General features: G+C 42.4%; 14 protein-coding genes, 1 other RNA gene and 1 pseudogene. 8 read left to right on the top strand and 8 right to left on the bottom strand.

Annotation, left to right across the window (positions count from 1 at the left end; all coding sequences use genetic code 11):
- Positions 1-12 precede the first annotated feature (12 nt).
- On the bottom strand, positions 13-1,437 hold the full coding sequence (gene ahcY, locus JMX82_RS04625) for an adenosylhomocysteinase (protein ID WP_201539659.1): 1,425 nt from the start codon (positions 1,435-1,437) through the stop codon (positions 13-15).
- 329 nt (positions 1,438-1,766) lie between these two features.
- Positions 1,767-3,671, bottom strand: coding sequence for a TonB-dependent receptor domain-containing protein (locus tag JMX82_RS04620; RefSeq protein ID WP_201539658.1), 1,905 nt, complete (start codon positions 3,669-3,671; stop codon positions 1,767-1,769).
- A 447-nt stretch (positions 3,672-4,118) separates the two neighbouring features.
- Here JMX82_RS04620 and JMX82_RS04615 point away from each other — a divergent pair, with 447 nt between their 5' ends.
- On the top strand, positions 4,119-6,092 hold the full coding sequence (locus JMX82_RS04615) for a mechanosensitive ion channel domain-containing protein (protein ID WP_201539745.1): 1,974 nt from the start codon (positions 4,119-4,121) through the stop codon (positions 6,090-6,092).
- A gap of 159 nt (positions 6,093-6,251) precedes the next feature.
- Here JMX82_RS04615 and JMX82_RS04610 read toward each other — a convergent pair whose 3' ends face one another.
- The 5 genes from JMX82_RS04610 to JMX82_RS04590 form a co-directional block, all read right to left on the bottom strand.
- Positions 6,252-6,884, bottom strand: a complete 633-nt coding sequence (locus JMX82_RS04610) for a DNA-3-methyladenine glycosylase family protein (RefSeq protein WP_201539657.1) — start codon at positions 6,882-6,884, stop codon at positions 6,252-6,254.
- A 156-nt stretch (positions 6,885-7,040) separates the two neighbouring features.
- Positions 7,041-7,772, bottom strand: a complete 732-nt coding sequence (locus JMX82_RS04605; protein WP_055124887.1) for a Smr/MutS family protein — start codon at positions 7,770-7,772, stop codon at positions 7,041-7,043.
- Positions 7,773-7,864: 92 nt separating this feature from the next.
- Entirely contained in the window at positions 7,865-8,743 is an 879-nt protein-coding gene (gene trpC / locus JMX82_RS04600; protein ID WP_201539656.1) for an indole-3-glycerol phosphate synthase TrpC, read from the bottom strand.
- Between the two features lie 70 nt (positions 8,744-8,813).
- Positions 8,814-9,935, bottom strand: a complete 1,122-nt coding sequence (trpD, locus tag JMX82_RS04595) for an anthranilate phosphoribosyltransferase (RefSeq protein WP_201539655.1) — start codon at positions 9,933-9,935, stop codon at positions 8,814-8,816.
- A 108-nt stretch (positions 9,936-10,043) separates the two neighbouring features.
- Positions 10,044-10,667 carry an anthranilate synthase component II gene (locus JMX82_RS04590; RefSeq protein WP_201539654.1) on the bottom strand — a complete coding sequence of 208 codons (624 nt, stop codon included), beginning with the start codon at positions 10,665-10,667 and terminating at the stop codon, positions 10,044-10,046.
- A gap of 705 nt (positions 10,668-11,372) precedes the next feature.
- Here JMX82_RS04590 and glnA point away from each other — a divergent pair.
- Positions 11,373-12,782, top strand: a complete 1,410-nt coding sequence (gene glnA, locus JMX82_RS04585; RefSeq protein WP_055124883.1) for a type I glutamate--ammonia ligase — start codon at positions 11,373-11,375, stop codon at positions 12,780-12,782.
- Between the two features lie 193 nt (positions 12,783-12,975).
- A complete protein-coding gene (locus JMX82_RS04580) occupies positions 12,976-13,773 on the top strand; it encodes a DUF4124 domain-containing protein (RefSeq protein WP_201539653.1) in 798 nt (265 codons plus the stop codon).
- A gap of 160 nt (positions 13,774-13,933) precedes the next feature.
- Here JMX82_RS04580 and JMX82_RS04575 read toward each other — a convergent pair whose 3' ends face one another.
- Positions 13,934-14,587 carry an SIMPL domain-containing protein gene (locus tag JMX82_RS04575; RefSeq protein WP_372862538.1) on the bottom strand — a complete coding sequence of 218 codons (654 nt, stop codon included), beginning with the start codon at positions 14,585-14,587 and terminating at the stop codon, positions 13,934-13,936.
- A gap of 328 nt (positions 14,588-14,915) precedes the next feature.
- On the opposite strand from JMX82_RS04575, the gene ffs reads away from it, so the two are divergent.
- From ffs to serC, 5 genes and pseudogenes are all read left to right on the top strand, one after another.
- Positions 14,916-15,012: signal recognition particle sRNA small type (ffs, locus tag JMX82_RS04570), an RNA gene on the top strand.
- A gap of 196 nt (positions 15,013-15,208) precedes the next feature.
- A complete protein-coding gene (locus tag JMX82_RS04565) occupies positions 15,209-15,805 on the top strand; it encodes a LemA family protein (protein WP_083475715.1) in 597 nt (198 codons plus the stop codon).
- Positions 15,806-15,863: 58 nt separating this feature from the next.
- A pseudogene (locus JMX82_RS14445) lies at positions 15,864-18,941 on the top strand (M48 family metalloprotease).
- A 145-nt stretch (positions 18,942-19,086) separates the two neighbouring features.
- A complete protein-coding gene (locus tag JMX82_RS04555) occupies positions 19,087-19,971 on the top strand; it encodes a hypothetical protein (protein WP_201539652.1) in 885 nt (294 codons plus the stop codon).
- Between the two features lie 107 nt (positions 19,972-20,078).
- Positions 20,079-21,188, top strand: a complete 1,110-nt coding sequence (gene serC, locus JMX82_RS04550) for a 3-phosphoserine/phosphohydroxythreonine transaminase (RefSeq protein WP_201539651.1) — start codon at positions 20,079-20,081, stop codon at positions 21,186-21,188.
- Positions 21,189-21,417 lie beyond the last annotated feature (229 nt).

The following is a 21,417-nucleotide window of genomic DNA, read 5'->3' as shown; positions in this document are numbered from 1 at the left end:
GTCTGGCTCCTTTTAGTATTTGTAAGCGTCAGGCTTAAATGGACCTTCGACAGGCACACCCAAATACTCTGCTTGTTTTTCAGTTAGCTTCGTTAGAGTACCGTTAAAACCAGCAACCATCGCCGCAGCGACTTCTTCATCGAGCTTCTTAGGCAGTACTTTGACGTATAGGTTGTCAGTACGTTTATCAGCTGGCAATTCTGCGAATTTCTCGTCAAACAAGTACATTTGAGCCAATACTTGGTTAGCAAATGAGCCGTCCATCACGCGCGATGGGTGACCAGTCGCGTTACCTAGGTTAACCAAGCGACCTTCAGCAAGCAAAATCAAATAATCATTTTCGTCGTCCGAGCGGAAGATTTGATGGACTTGTGGCTTAATTTCAACCCAGCGCCAGTTATCACGCATGAATTGGGTGTCGATCTCAGTATCAAAGTGACCGATGTTACAAACAACTGCACCAGGTTTCAATGCGGCTAGCATATGACGATCACAAACATGGTAGTTACCAGTAGTCGTGACAATCATGTCGGTGTCTTCAAGCAGACGGGTGTTGATATTCTCAGCGCCGCCAGTGTTATCGCCATTGATGTACGGTGACAATACTTCAAAGCCGTCCATACATGCCTGCATCGCACAGATAGGGTCAACTTCTGAGACACGGACAATCATACCTTCTTGACGTAAGCTTTGCGTAGAGCCTTTACCAACATCACCATAACCGATAACTAAGGCACGACGACCAGCAAGGAACATATCAGTTGCACGTTTGATGGCGTCATTTAAGCTATGACGGCAACCGTATTTATTGTCATTTTTAGACTTGGTAACCGCGTCATTGACGTTGATAGCTGGTACTTTTAGCGTACCTTTATTGAGCATCTCAACTAAACGATGCACGCCTGTGGTGGTTTCTTCAGAGATACCATGGATGCTGTCAAGAAGCTCGGCATAATCATTATGAATCAATGCAGTTAAATCACCGCCGTCATCCAAGATTAAGTTGGCATCCCAAAGCTGATCTGATGCTTCGCCGCCAACGTGGATTTGCTGACGTAAGCACCATTCGTACTCTTCTTCTGTTTCGCCTTTCCAAGCATAAACAGAGATGCCAGCAGCAGCAATCGCCGCAGCAGCATGGTCTTGAGTTGAGAAGATGTTACATGAGGTCCAACGTACTTCAGCACCTAACGCGACTAGAGTCTCGATAAGAACGGCAGTCTGGATGGTCATGTGGATACAACCAGCGATTTTCGCGCCTTTAAGCGGCTGATCGGCTTCGTAGCGACGACGCAAACCCATTAGGGCAGGCATTTCAGCTTCGGCAAGGGTGATTTCACGGCGGCCGTAATCAGCAAGGCTGATGTCGGCGACTTTATAGTCGGTGAAAGAGGGATCGATCGTATGGGCAGATGGGGTGTTAGACACTGCGTCCATAATATGCTCCTATCAGTGGTTAAGGTATGATAAAAAGAATAAAAACGCAGGTGCCGTTATTTGCGCTGCTAATGACCAAAGTATGGGTGTTAACAGTTACCGAGCCTAACATAAGGACTGATTAGCATGGCTTTAAAGCTTAAATGCAATACAGATATTATGGCGCAACACCTCTCGGAGGGTGATTATTGTAATAGATGGCGGTTAATTTGTCACCTATTGGCTGATATAAATAGTAATCACTTATGGTATTTACTAGCATAAAAAAAGGCTATCGATTGATAGCCTTAATTATTTATAATTTAAGTTTTAATTAGTGCTAAATGAAATTAGAACCAGTTATAGGTTAGAGATGTGAAAAAGTTAGTGCCGTCCGTATTATAGCCCGGTATAGTGGTGTATTTCTCGTTAGTGATATTGTTTAATCGCGCTGTCATAGATAGATTGTTAGTCAATTTATAATTACCACTGATATTGAATAAGCCATAATTAACAACAAATTCTGACTCAGTATTGGCAACACCACCATAATAATCGCCTACGTATTGATACTCAGCGCGGATATCTACGCTTGGTAAGCGATAGCCCAAATACACTAGACCTTTATGTTCGGGACGAATAGATAGGAAGTTGCCATCGTTCGTGCCGCCACTGTTATTTTTTGCTTGCTGATAGTCATAGCTACCACCGAACAGATAATTATCAATTGTCCAATCTGAGGTTAGCGATAACCCTTTGATTTTAGCTTCATCAACATTTTCACTGCTGCCCGCCCATTCATTTTCAGGCGTTGGGTTAGCAACATAACCGATTAAGTCATCAACTTTATTATAATAGCCGGTTAATCGAGTCGATTGTAAAGTGGTGTCATATTCGACAAAGGCTTCATAGTTGTCGCTAGTTTCAGGTTTTAAGTTGGGATTGCCTGAGCCAGGATAGTATAAATCATTGAAGGTTGGTGCACGGAAACCCTTAGCATAGTTGATGCCAGCGCGTGCATTGGGATTGATATGATAGGCACCGCCTAAGTTATAAGTGGTTTCATTACCATATTGTGAGTCATCATCAAAACGTAAATTGGCTTGCGCATCAAATTGATTATTGGCCAATACATAACCCAAAAATGCACTGCTTACATCGCGATCATCAACATCATATTCAGTCGTATCAATACTTTGGTTAAGATATTCTATGCCGTATATACCTTGACCAACAAGAAGTAAGTGCTGACCGACTAAGCTGATTTGGTCTTGTTTAGTATCATAAACACTGCTGTAAGTTGGGTTATCAGACTTATCTATAGAATGGCCATATTGCAGTTTTACTGAAGAGCCTGGCATATAACGCCAATCGACAAACGCTTGTGCGGCACCATTTTCTTGATCAGAGTAGGTGTTTTCTGCAGCGCCGTTATCAAAGTCAGTGGTAGACTTACTATACAAGGCGCTTGCACCTACAAGTAGCTGCTCGTTAAGACTTTGGGTTAAGGCAAGACTGACATTATCGCTTTCAAAACCATCTTTATCTTTATTATAACCATAAGAGCCTGGTAACGTCGCATTAAAGCCATCGGTTTCATTATGGCTTGCCGAGATACTTAGTGTCGTTCCGGCTTTATTCGCAAATTGGCCGCTGGCACCATACAGATATTCGTCATGTGACCCTGCACCAACCGTTACTGAAAAAGTGGTTCTGTCAACGTTCGTGCCTTTCGTAAATACTTGAATCACACCGCCCATGGCATCTGAGCCGTAAAGACTAGAACCTGACGCACCGTATAGAATTTCGATACGGTCAATTTGATCAGCAGGTAACAGGCTAAGGGTCGCGCCACCAGCACTAATTGAACTATAGCGTATACCATCGATTAAGACTAAGATTTGATTACTACCATACCCACGCATGTAGAAGTTTGAAGTGGTTCCAGGACCGCCATTAGTATAATGACTGATACCAGGCTGATGTTTGAGGACTTCAAGGGCGCTTTGACCCTGATAACGTTGTAGCTCTTCACTGTCAACCACACGGGTTTGTGCAATCACATTGCTGGTTTTAGTAGGGGTACGGGTTGCTGTTACGATGATTTCATCAAGCTCAACTTGTGGTAGCTCGCTATCGCTAATAGTAGCAACGTCAGGTGTCACTGCCATTGCTGTGTTAACCGCAAGTAAACCTAGTGCGCTTAAGATACTCAAACGAAGGTAGGTACGTGAAGATGAACGTGATAAAGACATAGTCAATTCCAAAATAATCATATTAAAAAATGCAGGGAAAAAGTAACCATACTGACGTTAATATGGCTAAAAATTACAAAAAACAGTGGACAAGCAAAACTGCGTTTATTATCTACAAAACAGACCGCTTTATAAACCACTTTAACCTAATGTTTATTCACGGTAAGCTGAGGAGTTTTCATGATAAATTGCGATTTACTCATTTAACGATTATCACTCTCATTCATAGTAGGCATTGATAAGGAGTGTCGTGAAAGGTAATAAAAAATTAGAAGTCATAAGCAAAGGCGAGAGTAGATAATTCACATAGATGAGCATAAAAACGTGTAATCAAAAGCACTGCTGTTATAAATAATTGCTATTATAGGGAAGCACTCATTTGTTCTTCGTTGTACCATTCATAATGCTAAGAGGTTTGTTTTGTCTACTAAGTATCGCCTGATTCCTATGATTACCAGTCCCGAGTTGTCTTCACCATACTCAATCATCAAAATGCCACTAATGGCAATTTTGTTTTTGCTTGTGATGCTGTTGAGTGCGTTGTTGCCCAATAATGCATTTGCTGCTGAAGCCAGCGCATTGGGGATGGGTGGCAGTACCAGTGAGGAGTCGGCGAGTACGCCGATACCAGATTCATTCGGACGCGATACTCCGCGCCATACCGTACAGGGCTTCATCAGTGCGTTAGGTGAAAATGACTATCTGCTGGCGAGTAATTATTTAAACTTATCAAAGTCTGACAATCCAACCACAATCGTTCGTCAGTTTAAGCAAGCGCTGGATGCAGGCGGGCGTTTTCAGCCTGATTTGCAGATTAATAATACGCCTGAGGGCAACCTAACTGATCAGCTACCGCCAAGCCAAGAAAACGTCGGTGCGATTAATGTGGGCGAAAAAAGTGTGCCACTGATACTTGAAAGAGTGGTGTCTAAGCAAGGAGAGCAGTACTGGCAGTTTTCTACGGATACGCTCAGCTCAGTACCAGAGGTCATAGAAAATACCGAACCAACGTTAGTGTCTCGCTATACTTTTGATTCATTAGAAGGCAAAAAGCTGTTTGGTTATCAAGTGGCGGATTTAGCCGCAGCATTAATGATGACTGTCGGCAGCTTTGTGTTTACTTATATCATGGTATGGCTGCTGTACCATCTATTACGAATCGTCTATCCTCGTGTGCGCGGCGTACCATTGCCATTACCTGATAAGGTCGTATTGCCACTGGCAGTGGTCATCATGGCACTGATACTGTCAGAAGTGATGGTATATGCAGGCGTGTCGGTGACGCTACGTGAACCGATCAATCGTTTTACCGAGATTGCATCTTGGCTTGCATTAACTTGGTTGCTGTTACGAGTCATCGATGCCATATTCACTCGTGCGGTAAATTTAAGTTATAAGAAAAATTATACTGAACGTGTCTCTATCTTGGGGCTGCTACGCAAAGTGGTCAAAGCGTTGCTGCTGATCTTTGCCGTGATTGTTATCTTCGGTAATTTGGGTTTTGATTTGACCACGGGTATTGCCGCCTTGGGTGTGGGTGGTTTGGCATTAGCACTGGGTGCTCAAAAAACCATCGAAAACCTTGTTGGTAGTGTCGTGGTCGTGGCGGATTCGCCCGTACGTATTGGTGATTATTGTAAGTTTGGCACTTATGAAGGCACAGTCATTGATATTGGTATTCGCTCATCACGTGTGCGCACCTTGACGCGCACTGTTGTGACTGTACCAAACGGTGATTTTTCATCGATGCAGATTGAAAACTTTACATCCCGCGATATGTTTCGCTTCTTCCATCAGTTATATATTAAACGCACTGCTGATATTGATGTGGTCTTTAAGATGGTCAAGGACTTGGATGAGTTTATAGATGAGCATTATTTGACCAACCAAGAATGGAATCAGGTCAATATTTTAGAGCTACGTCAAGACTGCTATATCATTCAATTACAGGCGTATGTTAATGCTAATGGCGTGACTGAGTTCTATGACAAACAGAACGTTTTGTTTGTTGATTTATTGAACCAAGTGGCGAAATATGATGTCGAGCATGCCTTGCCAACGCAGCAGCTTATTGTCAATCAAACTGAGCTTGAGCATCACATAGAAAACGAAATTGAAGATAAGAATAAGGAAGGTAACGTCGCGGAAACGACAAAAGATATGTCAAATGATGACCATGCTGATGATGATGCTAGCGACAATAAGGATAACAGCAACGATGATAAGCATGCCGTGGACTTGAGTAAAGGTAAAGATAACGTCAAGACAGATGAAAAAGGCAGTCAGAAAAAGACTAAATCTGTAGAGAGTAAAAAAGACAATGCGTTGAAGGCATTGAGAAATAAAAGCCGTATGATAAAGAAAATCAAATTCAAGTACGCAAAAAGAAAATCTGGATTTTCTATATGGAATCAGCCATAAAATTATGGATTAAAAACGGTATAAGATAAGCACTTGAGGTAAGTATCAAGCGTTTATCTTATACCATTCACAAAAATTAGAGCAGCAAAGAAAACGAGTGCTAGACTAAGCTTAAGCTAAGCGAGTTTGACATAGTGAATCGTACTTTGGTGTTTGGCCTTATAAAGGGACAGCGGTTTGATTACGTAATAAGCCGTAGTATGACCATAGCAACAGACTGGCAGCGCTGCGATGTGGTGACCAATCTTGAGTTAGATTCTTTAACTGTTCCGGCGTTGGGCGTTCCGTTAAGCCTAATAACGCCATCGCCGCTACTTTAATCGCTAGATCATCGATCGCAAGTACGTCTGCACGTTTCAGAGAGAATAATAAATACATCTCAGCCGTCCAGCGACCAATACCAATAACGGCCGTCAGCACTTCTATTGCTTCTTCATCAGGCAAAATTTCTAACGCAGCAAAGTCTATATCATGATCGACTAATGAGCGAATGTAACGGGTTTTTTGTTTAGATAATCCTTGCGCTCTTAAGTCCTCATCTGTTGCTTTGATAATTGCCTGTGGATTCGTCAAGGCGGCATCAAGTAGTCTTTGCCAAATACTGGCTGCTGCTGCCACAGACAGCTGTTGACCAACCATTGCTCGCATCAACTGCTCAAACCCACCGACATTATGCCGTAGACTGGGCATACCGACTTGTTCATAGATAGACAAAAATCTTGGCTCGATAACAATTAAAGCCATGATATGTTCATGTAGCTGTTGCGTGTTCTCAATGGTCTGTATGCTCATAAATGCTTATCCTGATTTATGCAAATATCGCTATCGCTAGATGTTAAATATAGTGGCTATAGTCAATAAAGATTAAATAATGATTTTATGAGCATAACAAAAGGACTGCCAATAAGCAGTCCTTTTGATTCTTCATACTAACTCTAACACTAAAAACTATTCACCATCAGCTTTAGATTTTTTGAGCAGTACCAATACCGCACCATTACCACCATCTTTTGGCGGTGCAGAGCAAAATGCCAATACTTCTGGTAGTTGACGCAGCCAACCATTAACGCACGTTTTTAAAATGGCTTCACTGCCTTTACCATGAACGATTTTTACCATAGTCTCGTTTTTCTGTTTTGCTTGGCTTAGGAGTTGAGTCATGGCCACGCGCGCCTCTTCGATGGTACAACCATGAATATCTACGGCGTCATACCAACGTAGCTTGCCTTTTTTAAGCTGATCAAAGATTTTATTCTGCAAAGTCGGCTGTTTGTAAGATAAATAGGCCTCAGCAGCGACAGGGTTGAGTAGTGCTTGCATATCTGACAAGCCAGCTCCCAAATCACTCGCTTCACTACCTTGCGCAGCAGCACGTTTAGACAAGGTGGTCGCATCAGGCTTGCCCGCTTTGCTAGCATTGGCAGGTGAGCGTACGTTTTTGTCTTCAAGCTGATTGACGCCATGCATTGCTTGCATAAACAGAACTTTGTCATCGTCAATATGCTCGCTAGCCATTTGCTTGACGGTCTTGTTTACTTGCTTTTGCGTGGGCAATGATACAGGCTCAGTAGGCTTTTGGTTTTCATCTTCAGGCGAATTGGTATCGCGACCTTTGCTAAGTTGGCCTTTTAGCTCTTTGAGCTGGTCTTGCATTTCTTTTGAAAATAGAGAGTTTGACATAGAAGTTAACGTATCGTTGGTTGATGAATGAATGAATGAATGAATGATTGAATGATTGATTGATTTAAACTGTTCAATAGACTTAAGCCACTTTACCCGTCTGCTGCGACGCCCGCAAGTAAGGATTGTAACGCTTGTCCAGGATGGTCAGTCTTCATGAACTGTTCACCGATTAAAAAGTGCTGAATGTCATTATCTAACATCAAACGAATATCAGCGCTATTATGAATGCCACTTTCGGTGATGATAAGCGGTTCAAGCGTGCTATCCACATCAGCCGCCAGTGCGTCGATTAAAATATTTTTTAGATCCAGCGTGGTTTGCAAGTCGACATCGAAAGTATTCAAGTCACGATTATTAATGCCGTAAATATTATGCGCTGAGCGCGGTAGCTGGAGTGCACGTTCAAGTTCAGCTTTAGTATGGACTTCTATCAATACATCCATACCCAATTCGATACTTAGCGCATGCAGCTCTTGTACTTGGATATCGTCAAGGCAGGCCATAATGAGTAGAATACAGTCAGCGCCCATCAGATAAGATTGATAGATCTGGTACACATCTATCATAAAATCTTTACGCAGTATCGGTAGGCTTACCGCATTAGCTGCTTGAATAAGATAGCTATCATCACCTTGGAAATAATCGCGATCAGTCAATACAGACAGACAGCTGGCGCCCGCTTGCTCGTATTGCTTGGCAAATAGGGCTGGCGCGAAGTTGTGATTGATAACGCCCTTAGAAGGAGAGGCTTTTTTAATCTCAGCGATGATACCAATACCATGCTCTTTAGTGCTAGCCGCTCGCAGCGCCGCCGCGAAGCCACGACGTGGTTTGTTATCCGCCGCGACTTGTGCTTGTAAGTCTTCAAGAGATAATACCTTGCAAGCGGCGTTTACTTCTTCCACTTTAGTGGCGACAATGCGTTGCAATACGGAAGGAACATCTGTCTTGGTTTCTGTATGAGTCATGCTGGTATCCGAATATCGTTAAATGTAAATAGACAAAATAGCTAGAGTGCACAGTAATGGTTCTTAGCCGTTAAGCAGGAGTCACTAGTTGCTGCGTGTATGTGGCGAGAGACTCAAGCTTGAGTAGAGCATCACCATTCTGAATGACTTTTTGTGCCCGGCTCACACCATTAGCATAGTTGCTGGCAAGTCCTGCGGTATATATGGCCGCCCCTGCATTTAGTGCAATCATATCACGTGCTTTAAGTACAGCACGGTTTTGAGAGTTTTCTCCTGATAGAGCCGCGCGAATCAGCTCAAGACTTTGCGCTGGAGAATCTACATCGAGACCGATAAGGGTTTGTGACTCAATACCTGCATCTTCTGGCATCATCTCATAAACAGATATCTCACCATCTTTTAATTCAGCGACAGTGGTTGAGGTAGCGAGACTGATTTCATCCAAACCGTCTTTTGCGCCCACAACCATGACATGACGTGCGCCTAAGTTTTTCATGACTTTAGCGATAGGCTCGCACAGCTGAGCGGTAAAGACACCGATTACCAGATTGGGTGTGCCAGCAGGGTTGGTTAATGGCCCTAAAATATTAAAGATGGTACGCGCTTTGAGCTCGCGGCGTACTGGATTGGCATAACGCATGGCACTGTGATGATTGGGCGCAAACAAAAAGCCGATACCTTGGTTTTCGATACATTCTTTAGATTGCTCAGGGGTAAGCGCCAGACTGATACCTGCTTGCTCAAGCAAATCTGAGCTGCCAGAGTTGGTAGAGACGCCGCGGTTACCATGTTTGGCCACTTGCGCACCAGCGGCGGCGGCAACCAATGCTGATGCAGTAGAAACATTAAATAAATTTGCACCATCACCGCCAGTTCCGACGATATCGACTAAGTAATCACAGCCCCGTGGTTCGATATTGGCTGCTAACGCACGCATTGCACTGGCAGAGGCAGTAATCTCATCGATGGACTCACCTTTCATACGTAGACCAGTCAAAATAGCACCCATCATGGCGTCGCTACATCTGCCTTGCATGATAATCAGCATCACCTGATACATCTCATCAAAGGTTAAGTCAATGTGCTGAAAAATTCGCCCCAAAGCCGTCGTCAGCAGCGTATGTGTCTCTTCATCAGACAGTTGAGCAATGTTAGTTGGGGTAGGGTTTTTATTTGTTTTTGTCGTACTCATTATGATCTCTCTTAATATTTTTATACGTTAATTTTAAATTATCAATAGAATAGGTTTTATTTTAATTTTGTTATTAACGGCTTTTTTAGGACATGCTTTAATAAACTGTTAGCCGACTTGTGGTAGTTCATCTGAGATTAGTGATGACAAATGATGCGTTTGCAAAAAATTGTTGAGCAGCTGATAGCCTGCTTCGCTTAAGATAGACTCAGGATGGAATTGTACCCCTTCTATCGCAAACGTTTTATGACGGATACCCATGATTTCTTCAATACTGCCATCACTGTTTTGTGTCCATGCAGTCAGCTCAAGACAATCGGGCAGGCTGGTTTTATCAATGACAAGCGAATGATAGCGCGTGACTTGTACGGGATTAGGCAAGCCTACAAAGACACCTTGGTTAGTATGATAGACGGCGGATAAGCGACCGTGCATGACTTCGCTAGCCTTGACCACTTGTCCACCAAATGCCTGTCCAATTGCCTGATGTCCTAGGCAAATACCTAGTATCGGTATCACGCCTTGAAAAGTCTTGATAGCTTCTAGAGAGATACCAGCCTGATCAGGATCGCAGGGACCGGGACCAATGACGATCGCATCTGGCGCAAGGGTTCTAATATTTTCAATAGTGGTTTGATCGTTACGCCAGACGGTGATGTCCTGCTGTAATTCACCGAAGTACTGTACAATATTGTATGTAAAGCTGTCGTAATTATCGATCATTAGAATCATTAGCGTTCTACTTATTGGGTTCTACTTATGAAGATGGGTATATAACGCCATTATCTTACCACTATTTTGCAGTCTATCAAATGTAGGGTGCAAGCAACCCAAATAAGTGGTGAATAACAATACATTTTGCTTGTTGGATGACATTTGTTAACATCTCAAACGCACTAAAAAAGTACAAAATTTTTATTTATATATTCAATATGCACTAATTTAGTGCAGTCATGCGTTATTAATGACTCTGGATAAATAATTTGTATGACACCACTGACGATAAATTTACGGCTAGAATATTCTCAAAAGTATTATAAGTTACTGTAATTATTACTAATAACCATCCTTATGTCTTCGAAATTTTTTTTATTATAAAAAACTGGCATAGCCTTTGCAATATTACTGTTATGATTATCTTTGGTGATAAATTGGTTCAATAATTATTATTAACGAGTGCCTGAAGAGTTCAGCATAATGAGTGATATGTTGTTAGAATAATATCGAACCAAAACACTGGCGGGTCTTATTAAGCGCATAACTCAGATGACTATCTTGACTAATAATATTGACAGTGCTGAGAATAAGCATAATATTAAACAGGATATTTAGCGCTAAAAGCAGCACTGACTGTTATCAAACCAGAGATTTTTAACCAATAGATTGTACCTATAATTTTAAATCGCAATAACATAATCAACACAACGGAGACTATTTATGTCGAACAAACTACTAGATCTTATCCAATCCTCTAATGCTAAATGGGTTGATTTTCGCTTCACTGATACGCGTGGTAAAGAGCAACATATCAGCTTTCCAGCGCATAGCGTTGACGAAGAAGTGATGGAAGATGGCAAGATGTTTGATGGCTCATCTATCGCTGGTTGGAAAGGTATCGAAGCGTCAGATATGATCTTGCGTCCTGATCCAGAGACGGCTTTTCTTGACCCGTTCTTTGATTCACTTACCGTAGTTGTTACTTGCGATATCATCGAGCCATCAACGCTACAAGGTTATGATCGTGACCCACGTTCTATTGCGCGCCGCGCCGAAGAGTACTTGAAGTCAACAGGCATTGGCGATACTGCTTATTTTGGTCCTGAGCCTGAGTTTTTTATATTTGATGATGTGAAATGGTCAATTGATATGTCTGGCGTTAGCCACAAGATCACAGCCGAAGAAGCGGCATGGTCGACTAATAATGACTATGAGTGGGGCAACATGGGACATCGTCCACGTGTTAAAGGCGCTTACTTTCCAGTACCACCAATCGATAGCTCGCAAGACATGCGCTCTGTTATGTGTGAGCGTTTAGAAGAAATCATCGGTGAAGGCTGTGTCGAAGTGCATCACCATGAAGTTGCGCCTTGCCAGTCAGAAATTGGTGTCGCTTTCAATACGCTAGTCAAAAAAGCCGATGAAGTACAGCAATTAAAATACGTTGTGCATAATGTTGCGCATCAGTTTGGTAAAACGGCTACCTTTATGCCAAAACCAATCGTTGGTGACAACGGTTCAGGCATGCACGTGCATATGTCAATCTCCAAAGATGGTGTCAATACTTTCTCAGGTGATGAATATGCGGGTCTTTCTGAATCTGCACTGTATTTCATCGGTGGTATTATCAAGCATGCGCGTGCGTTGAATGCGATTACCAACCCATCGACTAATAGCTATAAGCGCCTAGTACCGCATTATGAAGCGCCTATCAAACTTGCGTACTCAGCGTCTAACCGCTCAGCGTCTATCCGTATTCCACATGTTAGCAGCCCAAAAGCGGTGCGTGTTGAAGCACGTTTCCCTGATCCAGCGGCCAACCCATACTTAACGTTTGCAGCGTTACTAATGGCAGGTCTTGATGGTATTCAAAATAAAATACATCCAGGTGAAGCGGCTGACAAAAACTTGTATGACTTACCACCAGAAGAAGAAGCACTCATTCCAACCGTTGCGGAGAGCTTAGAAGTTGCACTACAAGCCTTGCGTGATGATCACGAGTTCTTATTAAAAGGTGATGTATTTACTGAAGACATGCTAGAGGCATTCATTGCCTTGAAAGAAGAAGAAGTGCAACGTGTCAATGTAACCGTGCATCCAGTTGAGTTTGACTTATACTACAGCTGCTAATTTATAGCTAAAACACTCAGTTATTTTGAGTCATAAAAACCAGCTAAGTTATTCTTAGCTGGTTTTTTTTACGTCTCAATAATAATTTGCTAAATCAACGGATCTGTCCTCTTTGAAATTATTACTGATTTAACGCCCAAAGTATCGCATAATAGATATTCATAATATTAGGTACTCATTAGGTTGACTGACTATGACTTCATTATCAAAACCGGTTTTTTCAAACAGTAAGTTAGGGTTGGCACTGATTGCTGCTACGATGGTTAGTATGGCAACTCTCTATGCCCCTTTGGCAAATGCCGCGCCTATTTATAAAGTTATTGACGAAAAAACTGGTCAAGTCACCTTTACCGATCGCCCGCAAAATTATGAGCAGCAGGCAGGTAAACAAATCAGCCAGACGGGTGTCATGACGAAAGAAAGTCGCGTCAGCTCAAATAACAGTGATAACACGAGTAGTCCACCTCCTTCTAGTAATGTTAATACTACTACGCAAAATACGGCTGCTAAAAATAGCCCTGTCGCCAAACCAGCCGTCAATTACCAGCTTGCTATTGCTGAACCAAGCGCAGAGCGTGCATATCGTCGTCCAGCCCAAAGTATTGATATCAAGGTGCAAGTGAAGCCGGAGTTACAAGCAGGTGATAGTGTTAGTATTTATTTGGATGGTAATGAAGTCGCGCAAGGTCTTAGCGCCTCGATTGCAACGGTAGATGTTTTACCAGGATCGCACAAGATAAAAGCCGTGTTAAAAAATGAGAAAGGTCAAACACTCAAACAAGTAGAGCGTACGGTGTATGTGATTCAAAACAATACAACATTGCAAAATAATAAGAAAATCGCGCAACAGCTTTTAGCTTATCAGAATCTACCTTGGTATCAAAAAGTGCTGTTAAAAATGCGTCAAGAGGGCAAACAACCGAATATGCAATCATTTACTAAGCCTATAGTGGATAAACCCATGACGCTTGAGCAACCGGTGATAAATTAACTTGTAGGCAATGTGTCAATCATGGATAAGTATAAGAACCCATACAAAGTAGAGTAACTTTATAAGTTAATTTCTTCTGTATAAATATAAAGGCAAGCGCTGCAATCAGCGCTTGCCTTTATGTTTATCAGGATATTTATTAATTCTATGTATTTACAGCTTATTTAGTCAATTCAATCGTACCATTAGCAGTCACTGAGATAGTACTATTGCCAGATTCAAAACTTTGGCTAGGTACTGACTCGTCTGCCGCGCCTGCTTTCATGCTCATAGCACTATACATCGGACGTGGGTAGTTGCTACCTGTATTTAAATTCACATTAACCACACGATAGCCACGAGCATCCCAAGCGCGTGTTAGGTTTTTAGCTTGTTGCTGAAAGGCACGAGACGCATTGGTCATCAGCTTTTGCTCAAGCGCATCCTTCTTGGTATCTGAGACACCAAAGTTCAGATTGTCCATCACCAACGTTTCTTGTAGGTCAGCGATGAGTTGGCTGGTGGCTGCAAAGTCGGTACTTTTTAAATCGATGTTTGCTTGTCCTGTCCAGCCAATGATTTTGTCATTTTTATCATAGCGAGGGTAGGTGCGCTGTTGTCCGGTGCTCACGGTGACCGTTGGATAGCGCTTAGCAATTTTCATGGCATTATTAATTGAGGTGTTGAGCGTTGTCGCTAGAGTTTTAGAATCCGTTGCCTGCGCTTTTTTATATAAGCTGGCTCGTACTTCATCATTCTGGATTTCTTCTTTTACTTCTGTCTGAAAAGTAAGCTGATCGTAGCCTGTTGGTTCTGCATGTGCGCTACCCATCATGGCTGTGAGTAGAAATGCAGTACCAGTCGTTAGAGCGGCTTTATTAAGTAAAGTGGTTTTCACAATGATCTCCTGAGTGAGTTATATCAATAGTATTTAGGTGAGCCATACCATAGGTAAGACTCGCCTTTATATGAGAAGCTGTCCATTTTAGTTATTAGTTGATACCGAGTATGCTCAGCTTCCTCAACTAAAATAGCAAAATTTAACAGGCTTGCTGTGAGAATTTTGTCACCTAAGTTACAGGGCGTTTGGAGGTAATAGAAAGAGTTTTACGATAGGGGTTGTAATATTTAAAAATTCTTGTATAATTTGCAACTGGTGGCTCCATTGGTAGCCTCGCAACATTGTTCTATGAACCCCGCCAGGACCGGAAGGTAGCAACGGTAATAGTCACAATGTGTGCCGAGGATTTGCTTTTGGAGTCGCTTTTTTTTGTCTAAAATTTGATAACTATTTTAATGTTTAATTAGAAATGCTCGTTTGATCTATTAAGCCCTTCATTGTAAAGGGCTTTTTTTCGACCTTTTTTTGTCCGATTCCGACCTTTGGTTGATTAAGATGGGTTAAAATACAATGTATTAACTTTTATTAACATTCTGGACACTTTAGGGTTTTCTTATGAAGATGTTTGTTTGGTTGTTCATTGCCTTCGTGCTACTAGTGATTGTGTTTGGCGTATCTATATTTAATAAATTGGTACGCGCTCGCAACCAAGCGAAAAATGGTTTTGCTCAAATAGATGTGCAACTGAAGCGCCGTCATGATTTGATTCCAAATTTGGTTGAAACTGCTAAACGCTATCTAACGCATGAAGAAGAGACGCTGACCCGTGTGATTAGTGCACGTAATCATGCCCAGAGCTTGCAAGACTCCAATACACATCAGCCAGACTCGCTTGAGCATATGGCGCTATTTGCCAAAGCTGAGAGTATGCTGTCTAAAGCGTTAGGGCAGTTTTCAGCGGTTGTGGAAGCTTACCCTGAGCTAAAGGCGGACAGTATGATTAAAGAGTTGATGGATGAGCTGACCAATACTGAGAACCGCATTGGCTTCGCCCGTCAGCACTATAATGACAGCGTGATGTTCTACAACAATGACCGCGAGGTATTTCCCAACAATCTTATTAGTACGACTTTTGGCTTTCGCCCGTTAAGCCCGCTAGTTTTTGAAGACAGAAAGGTGATCGCTCAAGCACCTGTCGTCAATATGGGCTGATATTGAATTATATTCATATGTTCAGATGCGTTTAGCTATTTTTAAGTCAGGCATATAGATGGATTTTTTTGGTGAACAACGCACCCGTACCCAGCGAAGTCTATTGCTCTATGGGCTATTTTTTCTCATTGTCTTTGCCCATCTGGCAGTAGCGCTGGGTATCATGGCGCTGCTGCTGACGATATTTACTGGTGGCATTTATCATTGGGTGTTGATATTGGTTGCTATCTGGACAATCGGTAGCTTTGTGATCGGTAGTTTTTTAGAGTACAGACGTTTAGAAGCGGGTGGTCGCGCTATTGCTCAGCGTGTGGGCGGGGTTCGGCTGTTTATCGACCACAGCCAAGATGCGTGGGAGCATAGTCAAGGGGTTGCCCATCAGCATGAGCCTATACCAAAGGTTCGTTTCAGCGCCCACCATATCGCCGTGCGTGATGAGCGAGATTTCCCGCCTGTCTACCGTCGTTATTATGAGATTGCCCAGCAGCTAGCCATTGCTTCGGGTGTACGTATGCCGATTCTCTATATACTGCCTGATGAGCAAGGTATTAACGGCTTCGTTGCTGGTCGTCATAGTCAAGATATGGTGTTGGTCGTCACTCAAGGCGCGCTTGATAAGCTGTCCGATGAGGGGCTGTATGGGCTGATAGGGCATGAATATGGTCATATCTTGCATGGTGATGCGACGTTTAATTTGCAACTGATGGTGGTACTGGCAGGCTTGCAATTACTCTATGATTGGAGTGATTCTATTAATAATTTTGGCGCTGGTAATCAACGCAGTCATCAGAATAGCCATCACAATTATTTTGATGATGCGGTCAATCGACGCAATCTCTTGTCACAAAGAGCCGTCGATAGCCATGCGCGTAGCACTGAATCTCAAACAGCAAGCTTTACCACCCATAGTGAATGGGTAAGCTATTGGCAAAGTCAATCACAAAGCCAGCAGTCGTCAGCTAAGAGCCAGTCACGATGGCTACAAAATAATAATAAGTTCGATAGTCAAGCACCGCGCAATATTTGGACGTTGTTAATACATGGATTGAGTTTTTCGAGTATGGCCAGTGCGCAACTGATTAAACACAGCTTTAATCGCCAGCGTGAATTGCTTGCCGATGCGACCAGCGTGCAGCTCACACGCTCACCTGCCATTATGGCAACACTGAAAGCCATTCATCAAGATTCACTTGGTTCGCGCTTAACCAGTATCGCCGATATCAATGGTCTTAGTCACTTCTTCTTTGCCAGTAGTGGTGCTGATTTGGGTGACGTCTCTTGGTTTGCCACCCATCCGAGCTTGGCTGAGCGAATGAGTGCCATTAATGCCAACGCTTATCATGATTTTGCGGTAAAAGTAGCTAAAGAAAAGCGCATAAATCAACAGAAAATAAAAGAGATATATGAGCAGCGGCGATTAGGGGATTGGGGCGTCATAAAAGTAAATAGCCTAAGCAAAAATAAATAAGAAAAAAATAGCCAATCATCAATATTTGAAACTCAATCAGCGTTAAATAACAATAAAAGCCTTACTAATAACAGCAATGATGTTATAGACAAAAAAATTACTGCTTTTCCTGCAAATGAAATAAAGAATGAGTTGGACGAAGATAAGGGGCCAGAGTTTGTTATCGAGAAAGATGTCGTTGTTGCAGGACGTTTACAAGTTCAAGCGCAAAATACCGGTATTCATCAGTTGCTCAAGCCATGGCAAGCAAAACCTGATAGCGATTTGCCATCGGATACATTGATTGGTATCGACGATAGACAAAAAGTTTCACTGCCGCAGTATATACTCAATCACAGTTATCACCCGCTCGGGGCGCAAGCTTTGATTGAAGCAGTTATGTTGTGCCATCAAGGTCGTATATTAGCAACGACTGAGAGTTATGACTTGAGTGATATCTGGCTTGGAATTGCTAACGATAAAGCGTCTGCTGCTGAAATCAATAATAACGCTAGCGCTAATATTAGCAGCCACCCCCAATTTTTAGCGCATACGATAGATCATAAATTATTAGCGGCAGTGGCACATCTTGATAGGCGTTTAGACAACGCATTAATTGCATTGGCAATAAAGCAACTGAGTCAGCATAACCTGTCAGAAACTGCTATCAATGAATCACGCTTAAGATATGAAGCGAGTCATAGCAATCAAGATCATCAACATTATGTGCAGCAAAAAAAGTGTCGTACAATGCTGATGCGCTATCAACAGGGTATCATTGAGCTATTTGAACACTACCTCACGGCAGATTTAAGTCAACATTTGGCTGATAACATAGCCAGTGAAGATGGTGCTATGGATAAAAATAAGCCAGTATCAACGCACTCAGGAAAAATCGACTCTCGGTTGCCACCGATTTTATCATTATGGCAAGCGCTACAGTTGCAGCAATTATTACCTATATTGTCTACTGTATTGAACGAGAAACACGTGCATGCTCAGCCTCAGCTATTATGGTTATGGCAGCAAACATTGCAAGCGGGTAGAGATGATATTTATGACCAGATTGACCCTTCAGGACAGGTATTTGATGGTCTCGATGTTGCGGCGAAAACAATGCTTGTTTTATTGGCTTATCGCCTATCAAAAGATGTCAAGGGTCAAATCGTATCAGCACTAGATAGCTCAGTACACATTTCAGCACGTACTTCAGTACTCGGCTATAATAATGACAGTGTTGCTCACTATCTTGTGGATTTGCGGCGTCACGCACGTTTAATTGATATTGACTTAGCCGCTGTTAGTGACGCAAATTTGCAATGGCTACTATTGACTGTGCAAAATATAAATAGTGTCCAATTATTGGCAGTGATAGAAGCGGTGCCTATTTTTATAGCGCCTGCCAGTCAGTCGCCTGCATCAGAAGCCAAAGGTAATGATAATTATAGACAGAGGCAACAGGGCGGCGATCAAATAGATTATAATGCTCATAGACAAGACGGAAATGCAGATAGTGTAGATAAGGCGGGCAATGATAGTCTGCGCCATTCTTATGCTTATCCTACTTACCGGCAATGGCTGAGCACATTGCATACAGTGATGTTACACGATACGATAGTCAGTCAAGATGAATATGATTGCTTGACCGAGCTTGCCAATCATTGGCTAGGCGTTCGGCAGATTTTTTGAGCAATGTCATTGACGGCATTTAAGTATTCTTTTTTAAATTGAATGGACTATATTTTTAATTCTTTTTTTAATATCGTTCTTTAATATTGTTTTTGCCATTAAAAGCCTGTAAATCCATTTTAGATAAGTAGGATAGTAAATAAGCATGAGTGATATCCAAGACCCGCTGATTGTATTGCAGCATCGTATGCAGCAGCGCCAGATTTTAGCGATGATGGGTATCAATCAGTGGGTGCAGCCGAGCTCTGAGACCCTGAGTATCGTAGATATTTCTGCGCCTACTCTGCCTGAGCAGACTATAGCTAACTCAACTTTAGCTAATGCTAGCAGTTCTTCTGCGACGAGCACTGAACAGCCAAGCGTCGAATCCCCAAATATTAAATCCTCAAATATTGATGCTATGTCAAGTGTAGTAGATGATGATTCTATTAATCATTATTACGATAATGCGAATGAGACAGCACTAAGCTATTCTGACCAGCAAAGCCCTGTTACTTATAGTTTTGACTCGACTACTCCTAATGCCCTTAATATATCTAAGCCAGCCGTTACCTCCTTTGTAGATACTGTTGTACAGCAAACTTCTATTGCTGATATAAATGACGCTTCGAGCTTTGGAAATGGCAGTTTTAAAGAAGAGGGCTTTCAAGAGGAAAGATTCAAAAAGGTAGCACCCTTTGATTTACAAGGTGGTCGCTATGGCGATTGGGTGATTTTGGTGGATATCCAAGCCCTTAATCATGACAGCCAAAAATTGTGGAAAAATATCACGCAAGCCTTATCCATCAGTTGTGAGACGACCTCATTCCCTATTTGTGAAGGTATGGATACGGCTGAGCTTGCCAATGCCAGCCTTGCTGGATACTTCTTTAAAATTGGCCGTAGCGAAGAGATACAGGTAATGACATTGACCGCACTTCCTGAAGGTTTGGAACATCCTAACCTGACGACTGCACCCACGTTGGATGAAATGCTTACTGATAGTAATCTCAAACGTCAGCTTTGGGAGCAGTTATCGAGTCAGAGTTAAAGGCTTATCACTTACTATGACAGAGATTAAAAAATAACGATAAAATTCACCTTCAACATTCAACCTTTAATAACCACGATGACTTCATCATATTTAGGATATTGATTATGACCAATAAAGCCGCTCCTAACCGCGTACCCAATTTTTCAGCGGGACCTGCTACTATACCGACGGCCGTATTGTCACGTGCTCAAGAAGAGTTGCTTGATTGGCAGGGACGCGGCATGTCGGTCATGGAAGTGAGTCACCGTAGTAAAGAATACATCGCCATTACCGAAAAAGCTGAAGCCAAATTGCGCTCATTGATGGAGATTCCAGATAACTATAAAGTGCTGTTTTTACAAGGCGGTGCCAGCTTACAGTTTTCAGCGATTCCATTAAACTTGCTAAATGGTGGGCGCGCAGACTATCTAACGACGGGTGCATGGTCTGGTAAAGCGGTCAAAGAAGCACAGCGCTATGCCAAACTGGGTCTTGGTGAAGTTAACGAAGTTGCAACCGGCAAAGACAGTAACTTTACTGACGTACCAGCCCAAAGCGAATGGAACCTGAGCGAAGATGCTGCCTATTTTCATTACTGTGCCAACGAAACCATTCATGGTTTGCAAATATTTGAGCCGCCACAAGTCGATGCGCCGATTGTTGTCGATATGTCTTCTTGCATTTTGTCACAGCCTATTGATGTCTCTAAATTTGGCATGATTTACGCGGGTGCGCAAAAAAATATCGGGCCAGCAGGTCTGATTATCGTGATTATCCGTGAAGACCTATTGGGTCAAGCGAGTGAATGGTGCCCACTGCTGATGAACTATGAGCACCAAGCTGAAAAAGAATCAATGTCAAACACACCAGCGACTTACTCCTGGTATTTGGCAGGGCTGGTATTTGATTGGTTAGAGGAGCAGGGCGGCGTCGCTGCTATCGGCAAAATCAACCAACAAAAAGCCGATTTACTCTATAAAACGATTGATGATAGCAGCTTTTATAGCAATCCAGTTGACCACAAATATCGCTCTATCATGAACGTGCCGTTTACCTTAGCCGACAGCAGCCTTGATAAAGTATTCTTAGAAGAGTCGGAAGCGGCAGGCTTGATGAATCTAAAAGGTCACCGCGATGTGGGCGGTATGCGCGCCAGTATTTACAATGCAGTGTCATTAGATTGGGTGCAGCAGTTGGTTGACTTTATGATTGCGTTTGAAAAGAAACACGCTTAAATACTTATGAGTTTTAAAATAAAAAGACGCAACTTTTATCAGCTGCGTCTTTTTTTATGGCAAATTAACAATCTATTATGCTTGGTCAAGCAGGAGAGGTGGCACTTAACATTGCAAACTATTAGGTTAAAAAACTTAAGTTTGATATGATAAAATTTTATGCCATTACTGTTCTGCAGTTGTTCGTTGATTTTTCGTTACCTAAACGGGTTTAGCATAGGGGTTTGTT

This window comes from Psychrobacter sp. 1044, from assembly GCF_904846525.1.
Classification (GTDB): domain Bacteria; phylum Pseudomonadota; class Gammaproteobacteria; order Pseudomonadales; family Moraxellaceae; genus Psychrobacter.
This window is presented reverse-complemented; position numbering and strand designations above follow the sequence as displayed.

What these genes read in the sequence shown, in the direction of transcription:
- JMX82_RS04590 (WP_201539654.1), bottom strand. Translation starts at nt 10,667, where the DNA reads ATGATTCTAATGATCGATAATTACGACAGCTTTACATACAATATTGTA.
- trpD (WP_201539655.1), bottom strand. Translation starts at nt 9,935, where the DNA reads ATGAGTACGACAAAAACAAATAAAAACCCTACCCCAACTAACATTGCT.
- JMX82_RS04620 (WP_201539658.1), bottom strand. Translation starts at nt 3,671, where the DNA reads ATGTCTTTATCACGTTCATCTTCACGTACCTACCTTCGTTTGAGTATC.
- JMX82_RS04565 (WP_083475715.1), top strand. Translation starts at nt 15,209, where the DNA reads ATGAAGATGTTTGTTTGGTTGTTCATTGCCTTCGTGCTACTAGTGATT.
- JMX82_RS04575 (WP_372862538.1), bottom strand. Translation starts at nt 14,587, where the DNA reads ATGATGGGTAGCGCACATGCAGAACCAACAGGCTACGATCAGCTTACT.
- JMX82_RS04580 (WP_201539653.1), top strand. Translation starts at nt 12,976, where the DNA reads ATGACTTCATTATCAAAACCGGTTTTTTCAAACAGTAAGTTAGGGTTG.
- JMX82_RS04555 (WP_201539652.1), top strand. Translation starts at nt 19,087, where the DNA reads ATGAGTGATATCCAAGACCCGCTGATTGTATTGCAGCATCGTATGCAG.
- JMX82_RS04615 (WP_201539745.1), top strand. Translation starts at nt 4,119, where the DNA reads ATGATTACCAGTCCCGAGTTGTCTTCACCATACTCAATCATCAAAATG.
- serC (WP_201539651.1), top strand. Translation starts at nt 20,079, where the DNA reads ATGACCAATAAAGCCGCTCCTAACCGCGTACCCAATTTTTCAGCGGGA.
- ahcY (WP_201539659.1), bottom strand. Translation starts at nt 1,437, where the DNA reads ATGGACGCAGTGTCTAACACCCCATCTGCCCATACGATCGATCCCTCT.
- glnA (WP_055124883.1), top strand. Translation starts at nt 11,373, where the DNA reads ATGTCGAACAAACTACTAGATCTTATCCAATCCTCTAATGCTAAATGG.
- trpC (WP_201539656.1), bottom strand. Translation starts at nt 8,743, where the DNA reads ATGACTCATACAGAAACCAAGACAGATGTTCCTTCCGTATTGCAACGC.
- JMX82_RS04605 (WP_055124887.1), bottom strand. Translation starts at nt 7,772, where the DNA reads ATGTCAAACTCTCTATTTTCAAAAGAAATGCAAGACCAGCTCAAAGAG.
- JMX82_RS04610 (WP_201539657.1), bottom strand. Translation starts at nt 6,884, where the DNA reads ATGAGCATACAGACCATTGAGAACACGCAACAGCTACATGAACATATC.